The organism is Corynebacterium sp. HMSC071F07 (assembly GCF_001810285.1).
Classification (GTDB): domain Bacteria; phylum Actinomycetota; class Actinomycetes; order Mycobacteriales; family Mycobacteriaceae; genus Corynebacterium; species Corynebacterium simulans.
In genome coordinates, this window is sequence record NZ_KV800702.1 from 152195 (window position 1) to 171701 (window position 19507).

Annotated in this window: 16 protein-coding genes and 1 pseudogene; 2 read left to right on the forward strand and 15 right to left on the reverse strand. The window is 60.7% G+C overall.

What is annotated here, in order from left to right:
- From HMPREF2724_RS04470 to HMPREF2724_RS04545, 15 genes and pseudogenes are all read right to left on the reverse strand, one after another.
- Positions 1-387 (reverse strand): annotated as a pseudogene (locus tag HMPREF2724_RS04470) (cell division protein FtsZ); the annotation flags it as partial.
- Positions 388-636: 249 nt separating this feature from the next.
- Positions 637-1287: a cell division protein FtsQ/DivIB gene (locus HMPREF2724_RS04475; RefSeq protein WP_061923477.1), complete on the reverse strand. Its 651-nt coding sequence runs from the start codon at positions 1285-1287 to the stop codon at positions 637-639.
- Entirely contained in the window at positions 1280-2734 is a 1455-nt protein-coding gene (gene murC / locus HMPREF2724_RS04480) for a UDP-N-acetylmuramate--L-alanine ligase (RefSeq protein WP_061923482.1), read from the reverse strand. Before murC ends, HMPREF2724_RS04475 begins: the two co-directional genes overlap by 8 nt.
- Before the next feature lie 43 nt (positions 2735-2777).
- Complete coding sequence (gene murG, locus HMPREF2724_RS04485; RefSeq protein WP_070587341.1) at positions 2778-3860, reverse strand: undecaprenyldiphospho-muramoylpentapeptide beta-N-acetylglucosaminyltransferase; 1083 nt, start codon at positions 3858-3860, stop codon at positions 2778-2780.
- 29 nt (positions 3861-3889) lie between these two features.
- Positions 3890-5311, reverse strand: a complete 1422-nt coding sequence (locus tag HMPREF2724_RS04490) for an FtsW/RodA/SpoVE family cell cycle protein (protein ID WP_061923488.1) — start codon at positions 5309-5311, stop codon at positions 3890-3892.
- A gap of 21 nt (positions 5312-5332) precedes the next feature.
- On the reverse strand, positions 5333-6790 hold the full coding sequence (gene murD / locus HMPREF2724_RS04495; protein WP_061923491.1) for a UDP-N-acetylmuramoyl-L-alanine--D-glutamate ligase: 1458 nt from the start codon (positions 6788-6790) through the stop codon (positions 5333-5335).
- Between the two features lie 2 nt (positions 6791-6792).
- Positions 6793-7905 (reverse strand): phospho-N-acetylmuramoyl-pentapeptide-transferase, encoded by a 1113-nt coding sequence (gene mraY / locus HMPREF2724_RS04500; RefSeq protein WP_061923494.1) that lies wholly within the window; start codon positions 7903-7905, stop codon positions 6793-6795.
- A 29-nt stretch (positions 7906-7934) separates the two neighbouring features.
- Positions 7935-9464, reverse strand: coding sequence for a UDP-N-acetylmuramoyl-tripeptide--D-alanyl-D-alanine ligase (gene murF / locus HMPREF2724_RS04505; RefSeq protein WP_070587343.1), 1530 nt, complete (start codon positions 9462-9464; stop codon positions 7935-7937).
- The gene (locus HMPREF2724_RS04510; protein ID WP_070587345.1) at positions 9461-11041 is read right to left on the reverse strand and encodes a UDP-N-acetylmuramoyl-L-alanyl-D-glutamate--2,6-diaminopimelate ligase; all 1581 of its coding nucleotides are present in this window, start codon (positions 11039-11041) and stop codon (positions 9461-9463) included. Before HMPREF2724_RS04510 ends, murF begins: the two co-directional genes overlap by 4 nt.
- A gap of 49 nt (positions 11042-11090) precedes the next feature.
- Complete coding sequence (locus tag HMPREF2724_RS04515; RefSeq protein ID WP_061923698.1) at positions 11091-12923, reverse strand: peptidoglycan D,D-transpeptidase FtsI family protein; 1833 nt, start codon at positions 12921-12923, stop codon at positions 11091-11093.
- A gap of 466 nt (positions 12924-13389) precedes the next feature.
- The gene (locus HMPREF2724_RS12805) at positions 13390-14199 is read right to left on the reverse strand and encodes a cell division protein FtsL (RefSeq protein ID WP_070587349.1); all 810 of its coding nucleotides are present in this window, start codon (positions 14197-14199) and stop codon (positions 13390-13392) included.
- On the reverse strand, positions 14196-15242 hold the full coding sequence (rsmH, locus tag HMPREF2724_RS04525; RefSeq protein ID WP_070456007.1) for a 16S rRNA (cytosine(1402)-N(4))-methyltransferase RsmH: 1047 nt from the start codon (positions 15240-15242) through the stop codon (positions 14196-14198). The genes HMPREF2724_RS12805 and rsmH overlap by 4 nt, the downstream gene beginning before the upstream one ends.
- A gap of 155 nt (positions 15243-15397) precedes the next feature.
- A complete protein-coding gene (gene mraZ / locus HMPREF2724_RS04530; protein ID WP_061923504.1) occupies positions 15398-15832 on the reverse strand; it encodes a division/cell wall cluster transcriptional repressor MraZ in 435 nt (144 codons plus the stop codon).
- Positions 15833-16568: 736 nt separating this feature from the next.
- Positions 16569-16940 (reverse strand): DUF3040 domain-containing protein, encoded by a 372-nt coding sequence (locus tag HMPREF2724_RS04540; protein ID WP_062043940.1) that lies wholly within the window; start codon positions 16938-16940, stop codon positions 16569-16571.
- Positions 16941-17117: 177 nt separating this feature from the next.
- Positions 17118-17597, reverse strand: a complete 480-nt coding sequence (locus HMPREF2724_RS04545) for an SAV_6107 family HEPN domain-containing protein (protein WP_070587356.1) — start codon at positions 17595-17597, stop codon at positions 17118-17120.
- Positions 17598-17814: 217 nt separating this feature from the next.
- Here HMPREF2724_RS04545 and HMPREF2724_RS04550 point away from each other — a divergent pair, with 217 nt between their 5' ends.
- On the forward strand, positions 17815-18378 hold the full coding sequence (locus HMPREF2724_RS04550; protein WP_070587359.1) for a GNAT family N-acetyltransferase: 564 nt from the start codon (positions 17815-17817) through the stop codon (positions 18376-18378).
- A gap of 6 nt (positions 18379-18384) precedes the next feature.
- Entirely contained in the window at positions 18385-19506 is a 1122-nt protein-coding gene (locus HMPREF2724_RS04555) for a polyprenyl synthetase family protein (RefSeq protein WP_070456010.1), read from the forward strand.
- Position 19507 lies beyond the last annotated feature (1 nt).

Here is a 19507-nt window from a genome sequence, read left to right on the forward strand (position 1 = left end):
AACAACGCCGACGGTCAGCGCCCCCATCTTTTTCGCGATGGAAGCAACGACCGGAGCGGCGCCGGTACCAGTGCCGCCACCCTCGCCGGCGGTGACGAAGACCATGTCCGAGCCTTCCAGGGCATCCTCAATCTCAGTCTTGTGGTCTTCTGCGGAGGTCTTGCCAACCTCCGGGTTAGCGCCCGCGCCGAGACCGCGGGTGGCTTCGCGGCCGATATCGAGCTTGGTGTCAGCATCCGAGAAAATCAGCGCCTGGGAGTCAGTGTTAATCGCGACGAACTGAACGCCCTTCAGACCTTCTTCGATCATGCGGTTCACGGCGTTAACGCCGCCGCCGCCGACACCGACGACCTTGATTTCCGCGAGGTTATTGCTAGTTGAGATCATGTGAGGGGTGCTCACCTTTCACTGTTGGTGCGTAAACGAGGATTTTTATTGCACGCGACTTTTTCTCACGCGCGGTTATTTCCATCTTTATGGAAGTGCCGTAGTTTTTCACGTACATTTTGCCGCGTGTCGGTACCCTCAAGTTGTAGTTTAGGGTTGCTGACGTGCGGGTTTTCAAATCACAAACGCCCCACGCACCCCACCTGTATGACCAAGATGGGCTCTGCGCAGGGCGTTAAATTCAGACGGCTATTTCGTGGTTACCAATTCGGGGTTTGAAATATTCCACTGCCCGCCTTCCATCTTCAAAACCGTCTCGAAAGCCAAAGCCTTATTGGCGTTATCCTCCGAGGCGCCCCAGAAGACGCTGCGGTCATCCTTCAGGTGGAAGATCATCGAATAAGCGTTTTTAGCCTCGAGAGACTTCACCTGTGCACGCAACGGCTGTGGCAAAGCGGCGACTACCTCCACGGCATCACTCATCTCCTCCGAGCCGGGCTCGGCGCTGCCGGTAATTTCCACTGCGCCCTCCGGAGGGGTGTCCTCGGCGAATTCTTCACCCTCGGCGTCGATAAGCTTGTTCTTATCACGGAAAGCCACCGCCTCGTGTTCTGTAACCTCCACGCTCAAGGTGGACGGAAATGCGCGCGATACGGTTGCGGACTTTACCCACGGCAAGCGTGCGACTCCCGACGCCGCTGCACGGGCATCCACCCGCACTAGGTTCTCGCCTTTAGCGACGCCACTGGCTTCTTCCACCTGCGCTGCATCGACGTGGCTTATGCCTTGTACCTCGAAGGAAGAAACCTTGAACACAGGAAACATCCACACGGCAACTGCCGCCAGCACAACGACCGCCACGAGCCCCGTGACAGAAACCGCAATTGTCTTCTTAGTCATTAAGCGCCTTCAGCTCATCGAGGATCTCCGCGGCCAGCATCGTGACTGAACCCGCGCCGATGGTGAGTACGACATCGCCAGGGCGCACCAGGGACACAACATCTTGAGCCGCCTCCGAGAAATCCGGTTCGAAAATGACCTTCATCTCTTCCGGCATTTTGTCGGTGATGATGCGGGAGGTAATGCCCTCCACCGGTTGCTCCCGAGCGCCGTAGATGTCAAGGACAACGGCGGCGTCGGCAAGCGCGAGTGCTGCAGCGAACTCCTTGTCGAATTCCATCGTGCGGGAGTACAGGTGCGGCTGGAAGCATGCGATAACGCGCGCCCCCTTGCCTTCTGCCTCTACCTTTTGGCGGGCAGCACCGAGGACTGCGGTGACCTCGGTTGGGTGGTGGGCATAGTCATCGAAGACGCGCACCTCGTGCTCGGTGCCGCGATACTCAAAGCGACGGCGCACACCGGTGAAATCACTAAGGCCCACCGCGAGATCGTCCAGGTCGCCGCCGGCCAAGCCGCCCGCGATAAGCGAGGCCAAAGAGTTAAGCACCATGTGATGCCCCGGAATCTGCAGCTCATAGGAGAGCTCTTTCGACTTTCCGCCGGGCAGCGTGACGCGTGCACGGACTTGCATGCCAATGACAGAGACCTGCTCTTCTACTACCTCAGCGGCCAAGGGAATCTCCGGATACTGTGCGGCTGCTTGAGCGCTGCCGTAGCCAAGAACGTTGATTCCGCGGTCAAGGGCGCGTTTACCGGCCTGCGCTGCATGCTCATCCTCCAAGCAGACGACGAGATGTCCGCCGGGCACGATACGATCGGCGAAGTCGTCGAAGACTTGGTAATAGGCCTCAGCATTGTGGAAGAAATCCAGGTGGTCCGGCTCGATGTTGGTAATCACCGCGACTTCAGGGCTATAGCGCAGCAAGGAAGCATCGGATTCATCGGCCTCGGCAACAAAGGCGTTGCCAGTTCCGCCATGGGCGTTGGTGCCCGCGCGGTTGAGCTGGCCGCCAATGGCAAAGGAAGGATCAAGACCTGCCTGCTGCATTGCAGAAACAGTCATCGAGGTGGTGGAAGTCTTGCCATGCGTACCGGCGAGGAGCACCTGCTGGTGGCCCTCCATCAGCTCGGCGAGAAGGTCAGAGCGGCGAATCACCGGAATACCGGCCTCGCGGGCGCCGACCAACTCCGGGTTATCCTGCGGGATGGCTGCGAAGGAAGTGACCACGACAGTCGGCTTCTCCCCCGCCAGCTCGACATTTTCTGCCGCGTGGCCTACCGCAATCTTTACGCCCATCGTGCGCAGGATTTCCACCGGCGTGGACTCCTTAACGTCGGAACCGGTAACGACGCCACCGCGCGAAGCGAGGATGCGCGCCAGGCCAGACATGCCAGAGCCGCCGATGCCCACCATGTGGACGCGAGTGAGGTCATAAGAGTCAGTCATCTTCTTTAAATTCCTTCAGCTTCAAAGATCTTGCGCGAGGGTTTTAGGCGCGCGCTTGCTCGATGGTGGTTGCGATTCGGTCAGCAATGGTGTTGGCAACGTCGCCAGCAGAGTTCGTCGCCGCGGCCGCGCGCATTTCCTTTAAGCGAGCGTCATCTTCCATAATGCCGCGGACCTCGGAGACCAAGCGCTGGGGGTTGAGTTCGGCGTCGGCGATCTGCACGGCAGCACCGGCTTCTACTAGCTCGCGGGAGTTCAGTGCCTGCTCACCATTGCCGATTGGCAGTGGCACGTAAATGGCAGGAACGCCGACAGCGGTTACCTCAGCGACCGTCATCGCGCCTGAGCGGCAAATCATCAAGTCAGCTACGGCAAGGGCGCCGGCCATATCGTCGATGTACGGCAGAGGCGTGTAATTCGGAGCAGGCGCCGGCGCCTCATTCTTCTTGCCGTAGGCATGCAGGACCTGGTACTTCTTGGTCAGCTCCGGCAACGCGCCCGCCACTGCCTTATTGATGCTGGCTGCGCCCTGCGAGCCACCGGTAATGACGATGGTGGGCATATCCTCGCGCAGCCCCCAGCGCTTACGGGCCTCCGCAGCCACAGAACCGTCAGGGTCTTGACCCATTCCTGGGCGCACTGGGATACCCACGACCTCGCCAGGCATGCCGGAGTTCGGGTGCGCGTTGAAGCCGATTCCGCCCAAACGCACTCCAAGCTTATTTGCAATGCCCGAAAGCGCGTTGGTTTCTAGCACATAAAAAGGCATGCCTAGAGTCTTTGCAGCAAGGTAGGCCGAAGCGGAAACGTATCCGCCCGTACCAAAGACCACGTCAGCCTCAACGTCTTTTAAAACCTTGCGGGTTTGCATTACCGACTTTGCAACGTTCAAAGGAAGCTTAAACAGATCGACATTCACCTTGCGCGGAACCGGAACAGGGGTCACCATGCGCAGATCCACCCCGCGGGCGGGAACGATATCGCGCTCCAGTCCCTTCTCGGTGCCCAACGCGGTTAACTTCGCGCCGTGACGCTGCCGGAGCGCTTCACCCACTGCGAGCGCTGGTTCGATATGGCCTGCGGTGCCGCCACCTGCAAGGACGACAGAAATGGGGGTGGAATTCATGACCTACAGGCTACCAGCGCCACCCAGGCCTACCGCTTCTCGCCGCGCCGCGGCAGGCGGTAATCACTAGGCCCACGGCTCGTCACCGTTCGGCCAAAGCGCTCCTCGCGCTCCGCTGGCCGACGCCCGCCCCGATTCTTCTGCGGCTGCGAGGCATGGCGGCCTCCCTTACGCTTCGGGGCGGCGTCGAAAAGCTGCGGCTCGGGGATGAAAAACAGACGGTCGAACAGCGGACGGCCGAAGTTCTGCATCGCAGAAATCTGCAGCGGCTCATGGCGCGCGACGTTACACAGCACGCCCATCGAACCGATGGTGATAAGCGCTGCGGAGCCGCCTGCGGAAATCATCGGCAGCTGAATGCCCGTCACAGGAAGAAGACCCACCACATAGCCGATGTTAATGAACGCCTGGATAACAACGCCGACCGTCAATGTGGCGGCCAGCAGCGCCTGGAAAGAATCCTGCGCATTCTTTGCCGTACGCAGCCCGATGTAACCCAGTGCGGCAAACAAGCCGATAACCAGCAAGCCGCCCCACAGCCCGAGTTCCTCGCCGATGATGGCGAAGACGAAGTCATTCTTCGCCTCCGGCAGGTAGAACCACTTCGCACGGGATTGGCCGAGGCCAACGCCCCAGAACCCGCCGTCGGCAAGCGAAAGGAAGCCCTGGTAAGCCTGGAAACCGGTGCCCTGCGTGTCCTCGATGTTGCCGCGGAAAGCATCAAAGTAGGTGTGGAAACGGTGCGTACGGAAGCCGCCGCCCAGAAAGACTGCGGTTAAGCCCAACGCGCCGAGGCCAATGATGGTGGCAGCGACGCGCCAATTCACGCCCGCAAAAAGCAAGGTGAAGATAACCACCAAGGCAAACGACGCCGCCATGCCGATATCGCCCTGCAACACGATGAGCACGAACATCACAGACGCGATGAGCGAGTACATCATGAATGGGTCAGAAAGACGCATCGAACGGTGCGGCTTGCCCGCCAGCGCCGAAGCGCCGTACATCGCTACGGTGACACGTGCGAACTCAGAAGGCTGGAAAGCCACAGGGCCCAGCGGAATCCAGGACTGCGAACCCACCGTCTCACGACCGGTACCCACGCCAGGAATCAACACTGCGATGAGCAAGATGATGGACAAAAGCAGCAGCCACGGCACGAACTTACGCAGCGTATAAGGAGAAACCCGCAGCGCAATCCAGAACAAAATCAGGCCGCCTGCCACGAGCAGGCACTGGCGGATGGCATCTGTCCACACGTTGGAGTTTTCTGTGAAGGAGATCGCCATGGATGCGGAGAACGCCATGAGCACGCCAATGCCAATCAGCGAAAAGATGATAATCCGCAGCAGCTGGTAATCCAGCCCCGGTTGCGCGCGGTAGTGTTGGCGGATTTCGCCCACGCGTTGGCCGAGCGTCTTCGACGCTGGTTGTTGCGGCCTAGTTGCGGTCATGGAGTCTCCTGAATTGCGTGGTTAACGTGCGATGCGCTGGGCGGCTGCGGCGAAGAAGTCACCGCGCTGTGCCATGCCTTGGTACATATCCAACGATGCCCCAGCCGGCGCCAAAAGGACGGTATCGCCGGGTTCGGCGTGTTGCACGGCGACGGTAACCGCCTCCTCCATTGCCCTTAGGGGATCGGTGGATTCGATGACGGTGGTGGCAACTCCACGCTGCTGGAGGGCGTCGTAGAGCACTTGCTTGTCGACGCCCATTACAACCGCTGCTTTTAGCCTTTCCGCGTGGGCGTCGAGAAGATCGCTGACGTCGGCGCCTTTGAGCTGGCCGCCAGCGACCCACACCACATTGTCCAACCCGCGCATCGCGGCTTCGGCTGCGTGGGGATTGGTGGCTTTGGAGTTGTCGATGAAAGCGATGCCGTTATGGCGGTGCACTAGCTCGCCGCGGTGACCGGCGACGGTGTAGCTTTCGAGGCCTTCGGTGATTGAGGCCGGCTCGGCACCGGCGAGCAAAGCAGCGCAGGCGGCTGCTGCGGCGTCGAGAATGCCCGCCATACCAGAGGGCTGAAGGGCGGTGACATCGTCGATGACGGTGGCGCTAACGCCTGCCACGTTGTTAATAACGAGCTGACCGTCGATGACGCCTACTTCCCCATCATTCGGAATGGTGTGGGTAAAAGCGTGGGTGTCTGGAGAAAGCGCGCCGCGTTCTGCGGCGGCATCGGCGTATTCGCGGACCTGGGAGTCGTCGCGGCCGATGACCGCGTGGGCGCCGGCAAGCACCTTTGCCTTGGCCTCAGCGTAGGCACCGAAGGAACCGTGCCAATCGAGGTGGTCGTCGGCAAGGTTGAGAAGTACTCCGACCTCCGCGCGCAGCTGGGAGGACCAATGCAGCTGGAAGGAGGAAAGCTCAGCGACGAGGACGTCCACGCGTGGGCTGGCGGCTAGGGCGTCGAATGGCGAGGTGCCGATGTTTCCGACGGCTTGGGAGCGCTTTCCGGAGCGCTGCTCATCGGCGGCCATGATTGCGGCCAGCATGCCGGTGGTTGTGGTCTTGCCATTGGTGCCCGTGACGGCAAGCCAGGTGCGCGGTGCGCCGAAGACGCTGGCGGCATCAAGACGATAGGCCAGCTCGACATCCCCGATGACCTCTACCCCGGCCGCAGCTGCGGCGAGCAAAAGCGGCGAGGACGGCGCCCAGCCCGGAGAGGTAACAACGAGGGAGTAATCGGCGGGGTTGGCAGTGGCGGCGTCGATTGTGGTGACAGAAAGGTCGGCCTCCAGGCGTGCGCGGGAATCCGCGTTGCCATCAGCCACCACGACGTCGGCGCCGAGGCGCAGCAGTACGCTCGCACAGCCGCGGCCGGACACGCCCGCGCCGGCGACCAAGATGCGCCCGCGCAAGGAATCAGGCAGAGCCGCGGGCGAGACCTCGGAATTGGAGGCAGCAAAATCGAAGGCAGCGGACGACATGACTAGCCCACCAGCCCGATACCGGAATCAGCGAGCCAGTCGCCGTAGAAGATAGCAACGCCGGCCATAGCCGCCATGGCGGCAATCAACCAGAAGCGCACGACCACTGCGGTCTCTGCCCAGCCACCGTTTTCGAAGTGGTGGTGGATTGGAGCCATACGGAAGAAACGCTTACCGCTGGTGCGGAAGACCACGATCTGGATAACAACGGAGACGGTCTCGATGACAAAGAGCGCACCGATGATGATCATCAGCAGCTCGGTGCGGCTGGTCACGGAAATGCCTGCGACGAGGCCACCGAGTGCGAGGGAGCCGGTATCGCCCATGAAGATCTTCGCCGGTGCCGCGTTCCACCACAGGAAGCCCAGACAGCCGCCTAGGCCAGCGGCGGTGAGAACCGCGAGATCCAGCGGGTCGCGGACCTGGTAGCAGCCGGCTGTGAACTCGGTGGCACAAGAGTTGCGGAACTGCCAGAAGGTCATGATGGTATACGCACCCATGACAATCGCGGTGGTGCCGGCTGCGAGACCATCCAGACCATCGGTAAGGTTCACGGCGTTCGACCACGCCGCGATCAAGATGTACATGAAGATCAAGAACACGATGGTTCCCACGATGGTCGGGCCAACCGCGAAGTCGAAAGTCTCAATATCTCGAACGAAGGACAGCTTCGTGGTACCAGGTGTCAGGCCAGTGTCATCCGGGCGCTGCAGGCAGAGCAGGCCAAAAGCCAATGCGAGGGCGAGCTGCCCCACCAACTTGGCGGTCTTGTTTAGGCCCAAGTTGCGCTGCTTGAAAAGCTTGATGAAGTCATCGGCAAAACCCAAGCCGCCGAGGCCCAGAGTCAAGCCCAACACCAAGATTCCGGAGAAGGTAAAGCCACCGTGGCCGGTCACCTGCCCGTAGATTCCCACCGTCAGGTAGCCCACCGTGATACCTGCCAGAATGGCCAGGCCGCCCATGGTCGGGGTGCCGCGCTTGCGCAGGTGCGACTTCGGGCCGTCCTCACGGATCTCCTGACCCTTGCCAACATCCGAGAAATAACGGATGAGCAGCGGGGTGATGAAAATCGCTACGAGAAAGCTGACCACACCAGCGATGATGATCTGTGTCACTTGCTTGGGTTCCTTCTAATATTCGTGAGCTAGCTCTGGTTGAGCTTTTCTGCACCGAGCCACAGGCGTTGGGCATTCGAAGCTTTGACGAGGACGACATCTTTGGCGTCCCTATTTGGCCAATCGTCCACGCCTACTGGCGCGGTACGCAGAAGGCCGTCAACAATTTTTGCGGCCTCATCAACATCGGCACAGATACTAGTATTTATACCCTTTGCTTGTGCCGCTTCCGCCATCGCCCGCGTGTTGACGCTAGTGCCCACGGCCACCAGATGGTCTACGTGGTACTTCGCCAGCTCACTGCCCAACTGGCGGTGCGAGTCGAGTGCGTCCTCGCCGAGCTCGCCCATCTCGCCGAGCACGGCGATGGAACGGGCGTCGGGACGCGCCGCCGCGGTATAAGCCAGCGCGGCGATGGCCGCACGCATGGAGTCTGGGTTTGCGTTGTAGGAGTCATCGATGAGTGTGACACCATCGCGCCGGTTGCGCACGTCCATGCGGTGCTCCGACGCAATGCGGTGGCCAGACAGAGCGTTGGCTACCAGCTCGGCGCTTAGTCCCAGCTCGATGGCAGCTGCAGCGGCAGCCAAGGCGTTGGAGACCTGATGCGCGCCGAAAACCTGCAGTTTCACCGGCAGCGGATGCGCGTCTGGGGTATGCATCATGAACGAGGCACGAGCGACATCGTCAAGCTGGACCTGCGTAGCGTAGTACTGCACATTAGAGCCTTGCTTATCCACGGCCGAGTAGTAGACCACCTTCGCATCCGTGCGCGGCGCCATGCCGGCGACGAAAGGATCGTCCGCGTTGAGCACTGCGACGCCGCCGTCTTTCGCGCTCGGTAGGGCCTCGACGAGTTCGCCTTTGGCTTGGGCAATGTTCTCGCGGGAGCCGAACTCACCCAAATGGGCGGAGCCGACGTTCAAGACCACACCGACCTTGGGTGCGGTGATGTTAGTGAGGTGGCGAATGTGGCCGATACCGCGGGCGGACATCTCAGCCACCAAGTATTCGGTGTGCTCGTCGCAACGCAGAGCGGTATAGGGCAGGCCGACCTCGTTGTTAAAAGAGCCCGGAGGCGCGACGGTCTCCCCCGCTGCGCGGAAGATAGTGGCGATGAGATCCTTGGTGGAGGTCTTGCCGGCCGAGCCTGTCACGCCCACGATGTTGAGGGCGGAATCGGTAGCTAGGCGCTGCGTGACCGCGCGTGCCAGTGCGGACAAAGCCTCGATGACTGCGGCGGCTGAGCCGTCTTCATCGTTGGCATAAATGTCAGCGTTGGCGCCGTCGCCTTCGACCTTGCCCTTCGGCTCAACGACAATAGCCGACACGCCAACAGGACGTGCCGCCAGCACAGCAACTGCCCCTGATGCGACTGCTTTTTCTGCAAAATCGTGGCCGTCTACACGAGCACCCGGCAGTGCGAGAAAAAGCCCGCCCGGGGTGACTTTGCGGGAATCGAATTCGACGAATCCAGTCACCTGCACGGAAGGATCTTCCACGCAATCGAGGCGACCGCCAGTGATGTCAGCGATTTCTTGAAGGGTCAATGCAATCATGCTTGTTCCTTTTCCACAGTGTCACCGTACCGCGCATTTTCCTGTGGCGCGTTGCCGGCTAGCTTTTCGTCGAGAGCGCGTGCGAGCTCTTCGCGGTCGTCGAAGTGAACAGTCTCATCGCCGATGATTTGGCCGACCTCGTGGCCCTTGCCTACGACGATGACGGCGTCGCCAGGTGCGGCCCAGCGGACTGCTTCGTCGATGGCGGCGGCACGGGAGCCGACCTCGCGGATATCGGTGGTCGAGGATGCCTCGCGCGCGCCCTCAATGACGGCCGCGCGGATGGTGGCTGGATCCTCGCTGCGCGGATTATCGTCGGTGACCACAACAAGGTCTGCGCGCTCTGCGGCGGCAGCACCCATCAGTGGGCGCTTGGAGGAGTCGCGGTCGCCTCCGGCGCCGACGACCACCGCGAGGCGCCCATCGGTTCCCTCGAGCTGGCCACGCAGGGTATCGAGAACGGCGGCGACTGCGGCCGGCTTATGGGCATAGTCAACCACGGCGACGAATTCCTGGCCGCGGTCGATACGCTCCATGCGGCCTGGAACGGCCACGCGCTCGATGCCGGCCAGGAACTGCTCGACGTCAACGCCAACGGCGGCCGCCATGCCCGTGGCCAGGGCGGCGTTGGCAATATTAAATCTTCCTGGCATCGGCAGCTCGAAGGAATGCTGCTGGCCTGCGAAGTTCATATCCACATGCTGCTCGCCAGTGACCTCGGTGCCGGTCTGGGTCGCGGTGACCAGAGTTGCATCGACGGCGTCGGCCAGTTGCTGTGCCTGCTCTGCTGCGGTGGTGGCAACCACGGTGCGCGGCTTACCGGCGGCGCGCTCCAGCATGCGCTTGCCCCACTCATCGTCGACGCAGATAACGGCGGAGGCGGCGGATTGCGGGCCGCCGAAAAGCGCGGCCTTGGCCTCGAAGTAATCCTCCATCGTCGGGTGGAAGTCAAGGTGATCTTGGCTGAGGTTGCTGAAACCGCCGATCTTGAAGTGTGTGCCCCGCACGCGGCCCAGCTCGAGAGCGTGGGAGGAAACCTCCATGACCACGTGGGTAACCCCCTCCGCGAGCATGCGTGCGAACAGCTCCTGCAGCGTCGGTGCTTCCGGGGTAGTCAACTTGGTGGGAACCGGCGTGCGGTTGATACGAGTGCCGGTGGTGCCGATGAGACCGACCTTGTAGCCAGCGTGGAGCAAGCCCGCCTCAAGCAGGTAGCTGGTGGTCGTCTTGCCGGAGGTGCCGGTGACCGCAATGACGGTCAGCGACTTCGTCGGGTGCTCATAGATTTCTGCGGCGATGAGCCCCAGCACGGCGCGGATGTCTTCGACCACGATGATCGGGCGGCGCTCCCCTGCTTCCTGCAAGTGCTGCAGGCCGGCTTCGTCGGTGAGGATCGCCGCTGCTTCGGTGCCGCCGGCGAACTGGGCGCCATGCACGCGGGTTCCGGGCAACGCTGCAAAGAGGCCGCCCGCAGCAATCGCCTTGGAGTCGAGACTGCAGGAGGAAACAGTGACGGTCTCGTCACCGATAACGCGCCCGCCGCCGATAGTAGCGAGGCTTTCTAGGTCTACGCTCATTGCTTTCTCCCCTTTTTGTAGTGCGAAGGTGTGGTATTCGTTGAAGTTTTTATTGAGCGCGCAGGGTCAGCTCCGGCGCGGGCTTGGACGGTGGAATGTTGTCGCGGTTGAGCAGCCAGCTAGCGATGTCCTTGAACACCGGCGCAGCAGACTGGCCGCCGGAACCGTTGTCGTTGACGCCCGACTGCGGTTCGTCGAGCATGATGGCGACGACGAAACGAGGGTCGTCGGCAGGCGCGATGCCCGCGAAAGTGATCCAGTACGCGGAGTTGGAGTAGGCGCCGGTCTTCTCATCGACCTTCTGGGCGGTGCCCGTCTTACCGGAAAGCTGATAGCCCTCGATGTTATTGCCACCCGCGGTGCCGTTCTGGACGCCATTTGGATCCTTCTGGAACACGGCGCGGAACATATCGACGGTGGTCTTCGCGGTTTCCTCGCTAACCACGCGGGTCTTGCGCGGCTCGTCGAGTTTTTCCTTCTCGCCGTCTGGGCCGGTGATAGAGGAAATAATGCGCGGTTCGATGCGCTCGCCGCCGTTGGCAAGCGCTTGGTAGACGCTGGCCAATTGCAGGGTGGTCCAGGACTGGCCCTGGCCGATGGGCAGGTTGGCGAAGGTGCCGCCGGACCACTGTTCCTGAGCCGGTACGAGGCCTGCGGATTCATTTGGCAGTTCAATGCCGGTGGTCTCGCCAAGGCCGAAGGCCTCGAGATACTTGGCGTAGCGTTCCTGGCCCAGCTTCTGGGCGAGCATCAGGGTACCGACGTTGGAAGACTTACCGAAGATACCCGTAGTGGTGTACGGCTCGACGCCGTGCTGCCACGCATCGTTGACGGTCACACCGGACATGTCGATGGAGCCCGGGACTTGGTGGACCTCGTCCGGAGTGGTGACGCCTTCCTGCAATGCGGCAGCGGCGGTGATCACCTTGGCAACGGAACCTGGCTCATAAGGGTGGGACACGCTCCGGTTGTCGAAGGCCTTGTCTTCTTTGAGCTGCTTTTCGATGTCCTTGTTTGGGTCGATGGTGCCTGTGTTAGCCATGGCAAGAACCTCGCCGGTAGCAACGTCGAGAACGACTGCTTGGGCGTTCTTCGCCTTGGAGTTCACGCGGGCCTTTTCGAGCTTTTGCTGGACATAGGTCTGCAGGTCTAGGTCGAGGGTCAAGGTGACGTTCTTGCCGTCTGTAGCTGGAACCTGATCGCGCAGGGTGCCCGGGATGGCTTGGCCACTGGTGGAAACGTCCTCGGTGGAGCTGCCGTCGATACCGGTCAGTGTGGAATCGCCGGAGGCCTCGAAACCGAACTGGCCTTGGCCGTCCATGGAAACCTTACCGATGACGTTTTCGGCAATTGCGCCGTTGGGGTACTGGCGGATCTGCTGCTCGTCGGCAGCCAAGCCGTGGTACTCCTCGGCGATCTTTACGGCGACGTCAGGATCGACGTTGCGGACCAAGACCTCATACTGCGTATCAGCGTGGAGCTTATCGAGAATGTGCTTGGAATTGACGTCGCCAGTGCTAAGGCCCGCGGCCTTGATCTTGTCTGGGATGCCCTCAGCCATCTCCTTCAGGCGGGACTCGACCTTGTCATCTAGGAACTTGTTGCGGGAGGCTTCGTCCATGCTGTCGAAAGAATCCTCGCCAGTTGCCTCAATCTCTTCCTGCTCCCGTAGCTCTTCGCGCAAGCGGGTCGGGGAAACGGTCAGCGAGCGGGACTTCATGGTGTAGGCAAGGCGCTGGCCGTTGCGGTCAACAATCTCACCGCGGCGGGCGGAGTCGATGTAGACACGGGAACGCTGTGCCACCGCCTTCGCGGCAAGATCCGGGCCCCACACGAGCTGTACCCAGGCTAGGCGCCCGCCCAGGATAACGAGGACGACCATCAGCGCAGAAACGACGGTTTTAACGCGCTTGCTAAGGATTTCCTTCTGCGGCAAGAACTTGAAGCGGCCGGGTGCCGCAGGACCGCGGGTTTGCTTATCACGGCTGGCGGCAGTGACGCGCTCACTCGGACGCAGCGCATTGGCACGCGGCATGGCAGAGCCAGTGTTGGCTCCTCGATGGGTGCGGTTAGTGGGACGGCCCTGACGGTAGCCTTCGTTGCGTCCCAGGCGGCTTTGGTTATTGCGATCCGCAGGGGTGCCCCTGCCGGCGCGCCCCTGGTCCCTCCGGGAACCGCCATAGCGGTCACCTGAATTGGGTCGAGTCACAAAGTCACCTTTTCCTTTTGCCGATTATCTTTTTACAGCTCATCGCGCTGCAGACAGTCTTGGATCAAGATTTTGCCCTATAAATGCGAAGTGCTCGCGCAGGCACGCGCGAGCACATCCGAAGAAACCACATTCACAGCTAGTTGGCATACGGCGCTTGCGCCGGAATGTTTGGCAATTCCACCTGCGCGCCTGGTGCCGGCGATGAGGCGTTCTCTTCACCTGGCTGTCGGTCCGTGCGTTGGCGGCCTTGCGGCACCTCGTTCAAGCTACCGGAAACATCCTTGGTTGCATCCGGGTCACTGGAAGCCTGTCCCGGTCGAACCGGTGCGCCGTTGACGTCAACGATTGCTTCGGTTGCCGGATCCGCTGGGCGCTTCTCTTGCGGGTTACCTTCTGGGTCAACCTCAACGATGCCCGGCTGCGTCGGAACGCCCATCTTGGCCTCGTTGGCACGGCGCGCTACGTCGGATGCCGAACGCACGTTTTCGAGGTCGCGGTTCAAAGTCTCAAGCTGGTTATCCAGCTCAGACTCCTGGGCAGTGAGATCCTTGACCACGAAGGTCTGCGCGGTGGAGATACCGGACAGCCACATGGAGACGACCACGCCGAAAATCAGCAAGCCGATTGCGATGAAGGAAAGCCGGGTAAACAGCGAGTTCTTCTTGGTGGTTTGCTGCGGAAGCCGGCGGCCACGGAAGGACACGACTTGCTTCGAGCCCAAGCGGTTGCCGCGGCGCGTCGGCACTTGCGTGCGATGCGGGGCGCGGCGCGGAGTACGCTGTGGGACCGCACGGCGGCCTGGCTCGAGAAGAGTCGTGGCGGCTCCGGTATCAGTTCCGGTAGTAAAGTCGCGGCTCGCCCCCATGGTGCGGGTCCTTCCTAGTGCTGGGGTCTGAAAAGTCTGTGCAGAGTAGTTACGTTCAGGGATACGTTCGTTAAGACTCATGACGTGCCTCCCGGTGGGTGCAGCGAAGGCTCGCCCTCAAGACGCTCGATAGCGCGGACGCGAACCGAAGCAGCGCGGGAGTTTTCCTCGATCTCTTCGGCACTCGCCTTTTCCGCACCGCGGGTGACGGTCTTGAACTTCGGAGCCGTACCCGGCAGGTCCATTGGCAAACCGGCGGGAGTTTTCGACTTCGTCAGCTCAGCAAAAGCCTGTTTGACGATGCGATCTTCCAACGACTGATAGCTCATGAACACCGCACGCCCGCCAACGGTGAGCGCGTCAGTGATGACAGGAATAACCTGCTCGATTGCCTCCAACTCGCGGTTAACCTCCACGCGCAGCGCCTGGAAAGTGCGCTTTGCAGGGTGCCCGCCAGTGCGGCGGGTGGCAGCCGGGATGGTGGAATAAAGCAGTTCAACGAGGCGCTCAGAGTTACTAAAGGGCTCCTTCTCGCGCTCCTTGAGGACGGCGGAGGCAATCTTTCCGGCGAAGCGTTCATCGCCGTAGGTCTTCAAGATGCGCGCCAAATCGCCGTGGCTATAAGTATTGAGGATGTCCGCAGCGGTAATCCCATGCGAAGGGTCCATGCGCATGTCCAAAGGCGCGTCGGTCTTATAAGCAAAACCGCGTTCGACCTGGTCAAGCTGCATCGAGGAAACGCCCAAATCGAAGAGCGCTCCGGCGATTCCGTGCTCACGCGCGACGTCGAAAATCGCGCCCTCTGCGCGCTCAATTTCTGCACACACATCATCAAAGCGGGCATTGACGCCGACGAAGCGATCTCCGAAGGGCGCAAGGCGTTCGGTGGCTGCCGCCAAGGAGGCGGCATCGCGGTCGACACCAATTACGCGGACGTTGGGGAACTTGTTCAAGAAGTACTCGGTGTGCCCGCCGGCCCCCAAGGTGCCGTCGATAAGCACTGCGTTATCGCCCGCAACTGCAGGTTCTAGCAGCTGTGCCATGCGCTCACGCATAACCGGCACGTGGCCGTGATTATCCGCTACGTCGTAATTTACTGCCGAGTTATTGTCCTGAGCCGTCATCGCTGCTAGTCACCCCCCACTTATGAAAAATTGTCTTACAGTGCAAAAGAGTGCGTATAGGGCCCTGTCCGAGGCAGGTTTCTGATATCGGGGAAGTACACCAGAGCATCCACCTCGGGCAGAGTCCGTACACGCACTCATCGCTAGCTGCATGTCTAAAGCAAGCCAGCGAGTACGTCATCGGCGTCTGCCGCCGAGTAAGCATCTTCAGTTTGCGCCTGGTACTCAGCCCATGCGGCTGCGTCCCAGATTTCAAGGAAGTCCACCGAACCGACAACCACGCACTCCTTCTTGAGGCTTGCGTACTCGCGGTGGGCTGCTGAAAGCGTGATTCGCCCGTGCCCGTCTGGCCTTTGCTCATCCGCACTTGCTGCCAAGTTACGGATAAACGCACGCGCATCTGGGTTCGTACGAGATACCGCCGCCGCTTTTCGCGCTCGCGCCGCAAATTCCTCACGCGGGTACACCGCTAAGGAATGGTCCTGACCTTTGGTAACCATGAGGCCACCCGCCAGCTCTTCACGGAACTTCGCTGGAAGCGTTAGCCGCCCTTTGTCATCGAGCTTGGGAGTGTAGGTACCGAGAAACATCCCGGGTCCACCTTCCTGTTACTCGAAACTCCGGATTCCTCTGTGCAGCCCCTCGCGCCGGCAGATGTTCAACACACATCCACAGGCCCTCGGTTCCACACTGTCCCCCACTCTACCCCACTTTCCCCCACTTCTGTCACCTTCGGCTGTGTGTTTAAAAGTTTTCCGACAAATCAGCCAAGGTAGAAGACCGTTTTGACGGTGGGAAGAATTCCCCAGCCACCCCCTTGACAACACCCTGCAAACACCTCAACTACCCCACCAATCACAACAACATATTACGCCCCACCGCCACCTTGAACCCCGCATGTTGCGATTAGTGCAATCCGCGCTCAGCTCGCGATGCGCGTTTACGACTACCCCAATTGCAGCCGCCTGCCCGGGTACCGACGTTTGGCGGCCCGTCTTTATATCCATTTCGACAAATACCCAGGGCTGGAAACCCAGAGTTCATGGTCGGTTTTCAGTCACCCCATAGAGCGCTAACCCACGAACAGGAGGTCTGGTTTTCCAGGGCTGGCAACCCTCTTGACCACCCCCCAGCCGCCTCGCACACCGCCGGGATACGCACCGCCGCCCAACGCACGCAAAAGGCCACACTCACCCCGCAGTGGGACAAAGTGGGGAATGTGGGGCGAAGTGGGGGATGTGGGGCGAAGTGGGAGATAGAGCTCAGAGAAAACTAAAAGCCCGCATCCAGAAGGATGCGGGCCCTAGCACCAAAGAAGCTGGCAGCTTATTCGAAACGGCGGCGGAAGTTCTCCTCAAGGCGGGAGCTCACGCCTTGACGGTTGCCAGCCGGGCGGCGCGGCGCGCTATAGCTAACGGCCTCTTTACGGCCGCGCAGCATCCACACGCCAGCACCGAACATCACGAGGAAGCCCAGCACAGACAAGGCCACAAACCACAGTGACTGCTGCGCCAAAGCTACGCCGCCAACCATCAGCAAAAGGCCAACAACGATGAGGGCAACCCCGCGCAAGGTAATGGCGCCGCCGCTACCGAAGCCAGAGTCACCCGTAACGGAGGAACCAAACTTGGGATCATCCTGCATCAAGGATCGTTCAATTTCACGCAGTGCCTGCTGCTCGTGCTCGGAAAGCGACACTTTTCCTCCAATTGATCTCAATGGGCATCGGGCCAAAAATCCACGCTGCGGTGCACCTACGCGCCACCGCGCAGGTTTTGGGTTACACCCTGATGCGTGAACTACTAACTATCTAACGCCCAGAGTAATCAGTAAGTTCCCGCAAGCACAGTCTGCCCCCACCGCTATTGGGCAACGTCACACCCGGAGCAAATAACTGACCCCGACACCACGCGGCCAGGCAGCAAGAGAACCGAAGACAATCCCCTCTTCAACCTCTGCCAAAAATTCCGCAGCCAAGGCCATTAGCCTTACAACGACTTCTTCATCCGGCGCATCATCCAGCCCGGAGGCTACACGAGAACGAAGGCGGGAATATCCACGGAAACGCTCCGCCCAATCCTTTTCGGAAGCGCCCACCATGGCCAGCTGCTCCCACGCACTCGAGGGCAACCGGCGCCGCTTTGACACTGCGGAATCTGCAATACGCGCACCGGCAGTGCGCAGACCTGTCTGGTATGCAAACTCGAGGGCTTGGTCCCAACGCTCAGCGGCAGCCATGGCGCGGGCCTGCGACAGAAGGTCTCCGGCTTGCGTTAGAAAACGGTCGCGCTTGAACGCGCCTGCGGCAGCGCGCGACCCCTTGAACTGTGCTGTTGCAGAAATAACCTGTGCCATGATGCTCCTCCTTTGCTGTTGTTAACCATAAATCTAGAGCGTGCGCTGGACATCTACTTCCAGATTAGTTCAAATGTTCGAATAAGGCAATGGTTTTCCCACTACAGCCAAATATTTTCGAACATGCCCTCCCCTCTTCGGGGCATCGCCAAGCAGGGCAGGAACTTTTGCCGGAATTCCTTGTCGAACTCTGCCAAGATCTGCTGATATTAAAGACGTGAGTTTTCGTATTCGTCGCTTGAGCCCGCAAGAGTTCGCCATGTTGGCGCCCCCATTGGTCGATATTTACATCGCCGCGATGGGCTATAGCCCCGCCATGCGTGCAAATCGAATCAAGGCATGGAAAGCAGACATCATGCGGCCAGGGTTTACGGCGGTGATCGCGGAAGATGAGTATGGAATAGGCGGCGTCGCTTATGGCTTCATCGGTTCGCCCGACACCTGGTGGGACCAGCAGCTGCGAAGGGGATTCGCCGAGGCCGGCGGGGCCACTCAGGAGCAGCTGGAGATTCTCCACAACTACTTTGAGCTCGCCGAGATTCATGTCGCACCGAACCTGCAAGGGCATGGGCTGGGATTGGCGCTAATAAAGGAGCTGGCGTGGAACGCTCCTGCCAGTTACCTTTTGCTGTCGACACCGGAAGTCCCCGACGAGGCCAACGCGGCATTTCAGCTCTACCGTAAGGTGGGATTCTTCGATGTGCTGCGCGAGTTGGAATACCCCGCTGATTCCCGTGCCTTTGCAATTCTCGCGGCACGCCTGCCGCTTTCCACCACGTAACAGGGAATGTCCGGTTCAACAGGTAACGTGTGGGGAGTGAAAGACAACAGCATTCCTTCCCTAGAGCAGTTCCCGGATACCGCCCGCGAAAAGCTCCTAGAGTTTTTAGACCAGCGCCGCCCCGAGGTCGCCGAAATCGGCGGCCCCGTCGTTGGCGCCACGTCTTACCTGGAAAACTTTGTCCTCGACGGCGGCAAGCGTATCCGCCCCATCTACGCGTGGGCGGGTTTCTTGGGCGCACGCGGCTTGGACGGCGAGGAAGATCCGCAGGCCATGGCCACCGCCGCATCGTCGCTGGAATTCATTCAGGCCTGCGCGCTTATCCATGATGACATCATCGATTCCTCTGATACCCGCCGCGGCAACCCCACGGTGCATCGCGCCGTCGCAGCGCAGCATCGCGCACAAAACTTCCACGGTGACGCAGACTTCTTTGGTCAGTCGGTTGCCATCCTCGTCGGTGACCTCGCACTAGCTTGGGCCGAAGACATGCTGCAAGGTTCAGGTCTAAGCAGCGCGGCTTTGCAGCGTGCGCGCGGTCCATGGGCGGGCATGCGCACCGAAGTCATCGGCGGCCAGCTGCTCGATATCTCGCTAGAGGCAGCGGGCTCTGAGGACCCCGCTTTGGCCAATTCCGTGAACCGTTATAAGACGGCCGCCTACACCATCGAGCGCCCGCTGCATTTGGGTGCCGCGGTGGCAGGTGCTGACGCCGCGCTTATCAGCGCTTTCCGTGGCTACGGCCGCGACATCGGCATCGCCTTCCAACTCCGCGATGATCAGCTGGGTGTCTTTGGTGACCCAGAAATCACCGGCAAGCCCGCCGGTGATGACCTGCGCGAAGGCAAGCGCACCGTGCTGCTCTCGCTGGCTTTGCAGCGCGCTGATGAAAAGGACCCAGCATCCGCGAAGGTGCTGCGCTCGCTCATTGGCAACACGGAAGACCCAGCCGAAATCGCGCAGATGGCTCAAATCATCGCTGACTCCGGCGCCCCGCAAATGCTGGAGGAGCAGATTTCGGCACTAACCGAATCCGGCTTGGGCCACTTGCGCAAGGCCCATGTTGATCCTGCAGTAACAGAGACCCTCGAGGCACTGGCTATTAAGTCCACTGCCCGTCGAATGTAGG

What these genes read in the sequence shown, in the direction of transcription:
- mraZ (WP_061923504.1), bottom strand. Translation starts at nt 15,832, where the DNA reads ATGTTTCTCGGTACCTACACTCCCAAGCTCGATGACAAAGGGCGGCTA.
- murF (WP_070587343.1), bottom strand. Translation starts at nt 9,464, where the DNA reads ATGATTGCATTGACCCTTCAAGAAATCGCTGACATCACTGGCGGTCGC.
- HMPREF2724_RS04555 (WP_070456010.1), top strand. Translation starts at nt 18,385, where the DNA reads ATGTCCGGTTCAACAGGTAACGTGTGGGGAGTGAAAGACAACAGCATT.
- HMPREF2724_RS04475 (WP_061923477.1), bottom strand. Translation starts at nt 1,287, where the DNA reads ATGACTAAGAAGACAATTGCGGTTTCTGTCACGGGGCTCGTGGCGGTC.
- murD (WP_061923491.1), bottom strand. Translation starts at nt 6,790, where the DNA reads ATGTCGTCCGCTGCCTTCGATTTTGCTGCCTCCAATTCCGAGGTCTCG.
- HMPREF2724_RS04490 (WP_061923488.1), bottom strand. Translation starts at nt 5,311, where the DNA reads ATGACCGCAACTAGGCCGCAACAACCAGCGTCGAAGACGCTCGGCCAA.
- HMPREF2724_RS12805 (WP_070587349.1), bottom strand. Translation starts at nt 14,199, where the DNA reads ATGAGTCTTAACGAACGTATCCCTGAACGTAACTACTCTGCACAGACT.
- HMPREF2724_RS04515 (WP_061923698.1), bottom strand. Translation starts at nt 12,923, where the DNA reads ATGGTCGTCCTCGTTATCCTGGGCGGGCGCCTAGCCTGGGTACAGCTC.
- HMPREF2724_RS04510 (WP_070587345.1), bottom strand. Translation starts at nt 11,041, where the DNA reads ATGAGCGTAGACCTAGAAAGCCTCGCTACTATCGGCGGCGGGCGCGTT.
- rsmH (WP_070456007.1), bottom strand. Translation starts at nt 15,242, where the DNA reads ATGACGGCTCAGGACAATAACTCGGCAGTAAATTACGACGTAGCGGAT.
- HMPREF2724_RS04545 (WP_070587356.1), bottom strand. Translation starts at nt 17,597, where the DNA reads ATGGCACAGGTTATTTCTGCAACAGCACAGTTCAAGGGGTCGCGCGCT.
- murC (WP_061923482.1), bottom strand. Translation starts at nt 2,734, where the DNA reads ATGACTGACTCTTATGACCTCACTCGCGTCCACATGGTGGGCATCGGC.
- murG (WP_070587341.1), bottom strand. Translation starts at nt 3,860, where the DNA reads ATGAATTCCACCCCCATTTCTGTCGTCCTTGCAGGTGGCGGCACCGCA.